At 40.6% G+C, this 8252-nt stretch carries 5 protein-coding genes and 3 pseudogenes; 3 read left to right on the plus strand and 5 right to left on the minus strand.

Going from position 1 to position 8252, the window contains the following annotated elements:
* Positions 1-23 precede the first annotated feature (23 nt).
* Both FD44_RS10760 and FD44_RS09030 read right to left on the minus strand, forming a co-directional pair.
* Positions 24-725: pseudogene (locus tag FD44_RS10760) on the minus strand (LTA synthase family protein); the annotation flags it as partial.
* A gap of 1 nt (position 726) precedes the next feature.
* A pseudogene (locus FD44_RS09030) lies at positions 727-2154 on the minus strand (LTA synthase family protein); the annotation flags it as partial.
* A 207-nt stretch (positions 2155-2361) separates the two neighbouring features.
* Between FD44_RS09030 and FD44_RS09035 the strand changes: the two are divergent.
* Together FD44_RS09035 and FD44_RS09040 are read left to right on the plus strand one after the other, a co-directional pair.
* Positions 2362-3021, plus strand: a complete 660-nt coding sequence (locus tag FD44_RS09035) for a histidine phosphatase family protein (RefSeq protein ID WP_010619445.1) — start codon at positions 2362-2364, stop codon at positions 3019-3021.
* A 59-nt stretch (positions 3022-3080) separates the two neighbouring features.
* Positions 3081-3539, plus strand: a complete 459-nt coding sequence (locus FD44_RS09040; RefSeq protein WP_033445194.1) for a GNAT family N-acetyltransferase — start codon at positions 3081-3083, stop codon at positions 3537-3539.
* A 23-nt stretch (positions 3540-3562) separates the two neighbouring features.
* Here the strand turns inward: FD44_RS09040 and FD44_RS09045 are convergent, their stop codons facing one another.
* Both FD44_RS09045 and FD44_RS09050 read right to left on the minus strand, forming a co-directional pair.
* The gene (locus FD44_RS09045; protein WP_010619447.1) at positions 3563-4045 is read right to left on the minus strand and encodes a C40 family peptidase; all 483 of its coding nucleotides are present in this window, start codon (positions 4043-4045) and stop codon (positions 3563-3565) included.
* A gap of 174 nt (positions 4046-4219) precedes the next feature.
* A complete protein-coding gene (locus FD44_RS09050; RefSeq protein WP_010619448.1) occupies positions 4220-6934 on the minus strand; it encodes an MMPL family transporter in 2715 nt (904 codons plus the stop codon).
* 191 nt (positions 6935-7125) lie between these two features.
* Here FD44_RS09050 and FD44_RS09055 point away from each other — a divergent pair, with 191 nt between their 5' ends.
* Positions 7126-7383: a hypothetical protein gene (locus FD44_RS09055; protein WP_010619449.1), complete on the plus strand. Its 258-nt coding sequence runs from the start codon at positions 7126-7128 to the stop codon at positions 7381-7383.
* 26 nt (positions 7384-7409) lie between these two features.
* Here the strand turns inward: FD44_RS09055 and FD44_RS09060 are convergent.
* Positions 7410-8219 (minus strand): annotated as a pseudogene (locus tag FD44_RS09060) (magnesium transporter CorA family protein); the annotation flags it as partial.
* Positions 8220-8252: the final 33 nt, after the last annotated feature.

The following is an 8252-nucleotide window of genomic DNA, read 5'->3' on the forward strand; positions in this document are numbered from 1 at the left end:
AACAGGATTTGACAGAGAGCCACTTATTTGCCACTATTATCATCTGGATTCGTAATCTTAATTCGATTAGAATCGGTTGATTTGTGATTAAGTTCAGGTGCATCCGTTTTATAGAATGGCAACGTTGACTTATCATTATTCTCGCTTAAGAGACTGGTTGATTTCTTCGCCAATTTGTCTTCCAGCTTTTCTTCTTTTTGTAAGCCATCGGAATAATTGAAGTCTCGGGCATTAACCGCCTTGAATCCTTTTGGTTTATAGAAACGAAGAAGGTTCTTTTCGTTTAGTGAATCAGAAAGTGATAATTCATTTTTAACGTGGGCTTGAATCTTGGCCGCTTTAGCTTGTAGCGACTTGGAAGGATTCTTGATTTCGCTCCCAGTTGCGTTGGAATAAAGGGTCCCAGAAACCGATGTATACTGAGGTGTTTCCCAATCCTGGTTTCTGAATGCGACCACTTGATCGTGATTCTTAGAGAATAAGTCTGTTCCAAATTGAATGTAACGTTTTGAACTGACCCCTAACAAATGTAAGAGTGTTGGCAGTACATCAACCTCGCCACCATATTGGTGTTGAATACTACCACCCTTAGTTCCAGGCATGTTGAACATTAGTGGAACCCGTTGAAGTTGGGCGTTGTCGTAGTCATTCCAGGTGTTTGGATTGGCACCAAGCGCCTTAGCGAGCTTCTTGTTTTCCGAGTTTGAAATACCGTAATGGTCACCNGTAAATCATGATTAATGATTTCTTGGCTAAACCAGTTTTGTTTAGGTAGGCGTAAAATTCTTTGATTGATTGGTCCAGATAGTGGGCGGTCACAAAGTAATTATCAACCGTGTTATCGCCGGTATTGGCGCCTTTAAACGTGGTATCCTCTGAATCAAGCGTGTACGGGAAGTGATTGGTAACGGTTATATACTTCACGTAAAATGGCTGTTGCAGATTTTCCAGGAATGGCACGGAATCGTGGAAAAGAAGCTTATCCTTTAACCCGTACCCAGTTGATCGATCGCCCGATGTATCGTAATAACTGGCATCAAAGAAGTATTGATAGCCCATGTTCTTGTAAGTGGCGCTTCGATTCCAGAAACTAGCGACGTTTCCATGGAATACCGCGCTAGAATAGTCTTCCCTCTGATTCAAAATAGAAGGAGCGGCCTGGAACGTGTTATCACTGCCGAGTTGGGCAAATAGTGATCCTTGTGAAAGGCCAAAAGTACTGGTCTCCAGCAAGTTTTCAGCATCACTTGTCTTTCCTTGGCCAACCTGGTGGAAGAAGTTATCAAACGAGTAAGTCGATTGACTGTTGTAGATTTTATTTAAGAAGGGGGTTACTTCTTTGCCGTTGATTTTCTTATTGATTAAGAACTGTTGGAAACTTTCCAAATGAAGGACAATGACGTTTTTACCCTTAGCTTTTCCATACATCGACTTGTTTGGCGAAGTGTAGTGTTTTCGGGTGTATTTTAAGATTGACCGCAGTTCCGACTTCTTCGCGGTCGCTCGAATCGCATCAGTATGCTGCGTGTTGACGCCATCGTAAACCGTAAAAGCGTCAATCCCTAAATATTTAACGACGTAGGTCCGATCAAAGGTTCTAGTCAATAATTGTGGGCGATCCATTTCGCCTAGCGTTAAATTAACGCCAAACAGGAGAAAGGCGAGGGAGGTAATCGTGAGCCCAATTCGCTTGTTGAGGGGGCGGTGATCAATCCGAATCCATTTGAAAAGTAGCATGACGACAATTACCACAAGGTCTAACCAATACAAAACATCGTGGATATTTGTTAACGCTAATGAACTTCCGCTAAGTCCCTGGTTAACTTTTGAGTAGCCGGTCATTGTTGAAATAGTCATGAAGTCGGTAAACTCACGGTAGTAAATGACGTTTAAATAGAGCAGGACCGTGTTGGCGATATCTATAATGATGATGATTGGATAAAATAGGCGCGCTTTCCGTAAATAAATTGCCAGTCCGAAGAGCAAACCGGTAGTTGCGAGTGGATTAATCAGGAGAATAAACCATTGGAAAATCCCTGATATGCCTAGGTGGAAGTCTACAAAATAGGCAATGAGGGTTTTAATCCAAAATAAAAGGACGAGCCAGCTGAAAAAGCCGAGTCGCGTGTTACGTTTCTCCCAAAAAGTTTTAATTACTTTCAAAATGGTGCTCCTTTATATACGAAATAAAAACTAACTCATAAATTGTATCACATTCAGCAAAATTAAAGTGAACATTGTAATGGTAGCAGATTCAGGAATTAAAGGAAGCTGATTCAGGGTTACTTAGTAAAATATTAGTGAGTGAAAGCGGTCTTATATTGGTATACTGAAGTTAGCAAACCAAAGGAGCGATTTTAGATGGCAAAACTGAATTTATACGTTGTGCGACATGGTCAAACCTATTTTAATATTTTCAATAAACTTCAGGGTTGGAGTAATTCACCGCTAACTCAAAAGGGAATTGATGGTGCAAAGGAAACGGCCGCTAAATTGGCCGACACCAAATTTGCAGATGCCTATTGCAGTGATACCACTAGGGCGATGGATACGGCTAATATTATATTGGCAGCAAATACGGTGTCTGCGGTTGACCACCCAACCACCAGCCCATTTTTCCGTGAAGAATTTTATGGCTACTATGAGGGTAACGACATGAACCAAACGTGGTACGTTGCCGGGGCGCCTCATGGGGTTCCAATGTTTAAGGATATCCAATCGACCTATTCCATTGGAAAAGCCAAAGACTTCTTGAAGGAAGCTGACCCATTTCATTTGGCAGAAAATAATGACGACTATTGGAAACGAATTGATCAGGGATTTGAATTGATCCGAAACAATTCCCAACTCAAAGATGGCGATAACGTCTTGCTAATTAGTCATGGAAACACACTGCTCAGTTTGATGGAACGTTATGGTGAAGGTAAGTATGATTTATCAACTCGACCAGCAAATGGCAGTTTGACGAAGCTTGAACTTGATGGTAATCGCGTTAAGGTCATCTCATATAATCAAAAATAGGGCATGACAAAAGCTAATTTACGCGCTAAAGTATGAGTAATTCAATTAAAGGTGCGAAAATGATGGAAATAAAATCAGTTATTGGAACAGAGAACCCTGTCTACCCAGATGCTATCGCAATCAGGCGAACCGTTTTTATCGGTGAGCAGGGTGTTAGTGAGGCACTTGAACTTGATGGTCAAGACGAGGATGTTAAACACTACGTCGGCTATGTCGATGGTCAGGCAGTGGCAACTGCACGGATTAAACCGCTTTTTAATCAGCGGGTAAAAATTCAGCGGGTAGCAACTCTGAAAGCTGCCCGACATCATGGATATAATACCCAAATTATCAAACGGATATTATCTGATGCCCAGGATGAGGGCTTTCTAGAAGCAGTCCTTGATGCACAGGAGACAGCGCTTGGATTTTATCAAAAGATGGGCTTTGTCATTACCAGCGAGCCATTTCTTGAGGCAAATATTAAACACCGTAAAATGACTTATAATTTAGTGCAAAAAAAAGAATCGATTGATTAATTTCAATCGATTCTTTGTATTTATTAACTTAAAGTTGTTACGCGGGCATATCCTACTGCATGCCACCATGGAGCCTTAACTGCTTCTTTAACGACGCCACGATTTTGAGCATCGATCATCTTGCCATCGCCAACGTATAAGCCGACGTGAGAGATGCTTGATTTTGAATAACCGAAGAAGACGAGGTCACCCTTTTTGATGTTGCTGTAACTAACGTGCGTGTACTTGTTATATTGAGCTTGTGCAGTACGAGAAATGGTTTTGCCAATTCCCTTTTTGTAAACGTAACTAGTGAACCCTGAGCAATCAAATCGGTTAGGGCCAACTGCACCCCAGCTGTATGAAGAGCCTAATTTTGACTTAGCTACTTTGTAGATGCTGCTGTATGTTGTAGAAGAATCAGTAGAATCTGTTGTGTCGGCCTGAGCTGATTTGCCACCAAAGCCAATTATGAATAGTGCAACGAGTGAAGCAAGTACAATGCTATGTAAGATTATTTTTTTCATCAGATATACTCCTTATTAAGTTTACAATGAAAACCTTACCAAATAAATGTGACGAGCATGTAACAAACTAATTGCATTGCCGTTAAGAATCAAATAGGGGCCGTAACATCAAAAAAAGCCATTCACCTGAAAGCACCAGGTGAATGGCTTTTGACTATCTTTAAGTTAAATTACTTATCCGTGTCTTCTCAGATGAGGCTTCTTACTTGGCACCGTAACGGTAAGCTTTCCAAGTGACGTAACGGTAATTGGTAAGACAATGTTGAAGATAATTAACGTGTAAATGACAATTAGCATGACTTCAGTAAGTGGATTGAATCGTAAGAATGCCAACCCAATCACACTTATGATGCCAATGAATAATGTATGACGTAATGTTTGACCAGTTTCCGTCATTGCAGGTGTGAGCCACCCAAGCAGTGAGTCTTCATTATATCTGTATTCGATTGCCAAAGGTATTAATTGGAGCGCGGCGATTGCCACTAATGGCACAATTGCGATCACTGGTACTTGCCAGTTGAACTGGGATTGACCAGCCATAAAGCGCATCGTCAAATGAGCAATTTGCATGCCGGCAAGTGAGCTGACGAAGAACGTCGCCAACCAGAATGAAGGCTGCAGAATTGATCTGCTAATCAGCATCAGAGCGAGTAGCAAAATTGAAGCTGTCATCAAAACTAATAGTGGTAAGTAATGTTCAAATTCAGATTGAATAGCCGATTGAACCATTGGCTGACCACTAACTGCAACGGTCGCTTTCTTTAGTGATGTTCCTTGCAGTTGGGTCTTAATTTCATCCTGTAGTTTTTGAGTGGTTGCAAGGGTCTTATGACTATCAGGTGAATTCTTCATGTAGACGGTTAAAGCGGTCATCTTACCGTTTTGACTCGTATTATTAATGACTGAACGTTGGAACGTTGGTGACATGATTTGTTCAGGGGTCATGAAGTAAATCTTAGCAGCGTCTGAAGCCCGAAGCTTCGTTAAATAGTTATAAATATCATTATATTGGGTAACCAGATTCTTTAAACTCTTTTGAGAAGCTTTCAAGCTCTTAGCAACCGACTTAACCTGAGTTTGGTAACTATCGAGACCAGTTTGATTAGTGGTGGCGGAAGTATTGTTCAGATTTGCTTGGTTAACTAATGCTTGTACGTTAGTTGCGGCAGTTTGTAATTGGGCTGCAACAATTCGGGCCTGACGTCGATAGCTAGCAGATTGACTAGAACTGCTACTTTGTTGAAGGGCACTTGCTCGTCCGGCAATTTCACTAACTTGGCTTTGAACCGTGCTACTGTCGGTGGAGAGTTTAGTGGTGGCCGTTGATAATTTGGTTAAACTCTTGTTAATCTTGGTCAAATCAGAAACGCTTAAATCAGAGTTGTTATCCTTCAAAGTTCCTTGAATTGAATTAAGCTGATCCGTTGCCCCTTTAAGGGTTTGCGTAACTGAAGTTAATTGAGCTGACACATAATACTGACTGATTGGCATCCCATTTGGTTGTGTTAACGAGGTAACACTGCTTATACCAGGCATACTCTTTAACTTAGTCGTTAAGTTATCAATTTGGTAAAGCGAATTAGCACTATCTAATCGTTTATCTGATTTGAGGTAAACGGTGATTGGGCTTGCCTTCCCTTGAGAGAAATGAGCAGCCAATACTTTGGCACCTTGAGCCGCTTGATTATCGTTCCGAAGGTTATTCATAACGGAGTAGGTTAAATTGTTGTGGTAACTGTAGGCAAATGGGCCAACTACGTAAAGCACAACTAGGATTGCAACGATTGGTTGCCACATACCAAAGCGGGCAAGTCTATTCCAGAAGTGACGTTCTTTTGGTTCACCACTTTTTTGAGTTGGCCAGAAGAAGTTTTCTTCCAGCATTCCCATGAAAATGGGTGAAATTGTCAGAACAGCTAACGTTAAAACGATAAACGTAAATGCAAGTGAACTAAAGGACCTGATTGTTGAAAATGGAAGGAACCAGAATGCTGCAAAAATAATTGTTAGGGTCACGCCAATTGCAATAATTGGGTATTGAACGTAACGAATCGTTTTTGACGTTGTGGCAGAACCTTCTGCATCTTCAGCCACATTTTGCTTAAACCGACGATATAGGAAGAATAATTCGAAGGTACCAACTAGAATGGTGCTAAGTAAAATCGCAAGTGGCAAATATTCAGAGTAGGGGAAGTTCTCTCGATACGTCAGATTGTTTGAAATGCTGAGTGATGCTAGGTAAGAAATTAGTAATGTCAGAAATGAAATTAATGGTGCAGCAACTGATTTAAAAATGATTCCCATTGTGATGATTGCAAGAACAAAGAGAATAATGGCTGCAATTTGGACAAATCCAGCGATTCGTAAGTTATTGTCGTCGTTGATTATTTCTGGACTTGTGACGTAAGATTTCAAACCAGCCGCTTGAACCTGAGAATAGAGCTGCTTAGAAATATTTCGTACAGTTCCTTGATCCCGCGAAACAGCCAACTGAACTATTTGAGTTGACTGATCCTTTGAAACTAACTGGTTTTTAGCTTCAGGTGTGTTGGTGATGGTTGTAATCTTTTTGATGCCGTAGTACTTTTGCTTGTTTTGTAATTTAGTAACGATTTTTGAAATTTGGGCTTTGTTGTTAGCCGTTAATTTACCATTACTATTATTAAAAACGGCGTTGACATTATAGGTGCCATTTAGCTCGCGTCCCCACGTGTTTTTGAGTTTTGCAGCTTTCATAGCTTGGCTGCTATTTGAAAGTTGTGGTTGGCCGTAGTACTGAATCATGGTGCTGGTTTTTGGCATGGAAATGATGGCAATAAAAATGACCACCAGCCAGACGATCAGTGAAAATATTCGATTTTTATGGAGCTTATGTAGTTGTTCTTGCATAGTCAATGCTTCCCCTTTTTGCAACATATATTTATAATAATTCAATCACACTCAATTCTACCATAGGTTAAATGGTGATTGGGGTGTATTTTTTAAAACTTTACTTATCTGTAAGCTAACTGAGTGCGAATTTCTTGATGTTTAAATGGCCACGCCCTATACTTAATGTTTTACAAATAGGAGAGATAACGATGAAAAGAAAACATTTAAAGTACCAAAGTCCATTTGAAAAAATGAATGGGGAGTCCCGATTTGAACTGGCGACAAAATTAGCAAACGATTTTCATTTGGAACCCAGTCAGGTCCTGTTTGCCTATTTACAAACGGTGACAGAGGTCTCGGAGAATAACCAAAATGATAGTAGAATCGAAAAATTACAACCAGAAATTGATGCGGCGTTTGGTCAAACGTTAGCGCGTTTGCGTGCAAATGAACGGCAAGCGGATTAAAAAAAGCATTCCCATATTAGGAATGCTTAGAACAAATCATTTTTATGGAAGTAACGGATCAAGAAAGCAACCAGTATTCCAGCCACCAAAATGGTTAATAGCCAGGCCACGGGTGAATCCTGTAAGGGAATTGGAACGTTCTGCCCATAAAAGCTAAAGACAATTGATGGAATGGTCAAAATAATTGAGTAGACCGTTAAAAACTTCATCGTGTTGTTCAGGTTACTATCAAGCAGGTTGGAATAAGCCGTCGAAACGCGATCAATAATACCTGACGCCATTTGCGCCATTTCTTGACCTTGCTTTGCTTCAATCAAAACGTTATCTAAAGCTTGAGTCTCCGTATCGGATAAATCCAAGGTTCGCTTCATGTCATTCAATAACTCATAGTTTGACGTTAGCGAAGTCAGCAGGAACACCAGGCTAGTTTCTAAGTTCATCAGTTGGGTAATTGCCTTATGACTTTTCTGCTGCATAAGGTGGGTCTGGATATCTGTTCGTGCAACGTTTACATCATCGATAACGTCGAAGAATTGAAGCGATAGGTTAAATAACAGGTGAATCAGCAATTCAAATTGGTTTAACTGGTGATCTTTGTGAGCGCGTTTAGTAATAACTTCTTTAATCGTGTGATTGATAAAACTTGTTTTGGAGTGATTAAACGAAATGAAAGTGTCCTTATTGATTAGGAAAGCCACGGGTTCAGTGTTGTCCATTCCGTTAAATTTTGACGAGATCACGACGTCAAAAATGACTAACGTTGCGCCAGTTTCGTCATCGGTATCAAATCGTGCGCGTTCGTGAACGTCGGCGACATATCTCAAAAAGCGCTTGGGTAGATTATATTGGGTCTAGAATTTTTGGTGTTG

The organism is Secundilactobacillus malefermentans DSM 5705 = KCTC 3548, from assembly GCF_001436395.1.
In the GTDB taxonomy this organism is placed as follows: domain Bacteria; phylum Bacillota; class Bacilli; order Lactobacillales; family Lactobacillaceae; genus Secundilactobacillus; species Secundilactobacillus malefermentans.

What these genes read in the sequence shown, in the direction of transcription:
- FD44_RS09035 (WP_010619445.1), top strand. Translation starts at nt 2,362, where the DNA reads ATGGCAAAACTGAATTTATACGTTGTGCGACATGGTCAAACCTATTTT.
- FD44_RS09040 (WP_033445194.1), top strand. Translation starts at nt 3,081, where the DNA reads ATGATGGAAATAAAATCAGTTATTGGAACAGAGAACCCTGTCTACCCA.
- FD44_RS09045 (WP_010619447.1), bottom strand. Translation starts at nt 4,045, where the DNA reads ATGAAAAAAATAATCTTACATAGCATTGTACTTGCTTCACTCGTTGCA.
- FD44_RS09050 (WP_010619448.1), bottom strand. Translation starts at nt 6,934, where the DNA reads ATGCAAGAACAACTACATAAGCTCCATAAAAATCGAATATTTTCACTG.
- FD44_RS09055 (WP_010619449.1), top strand. Translation starts at nt 7,126, where the DNA reads ATGAAAAGAAAACATTTAAAGTACCAAAGTCCATTTGAAAAAATGAAT.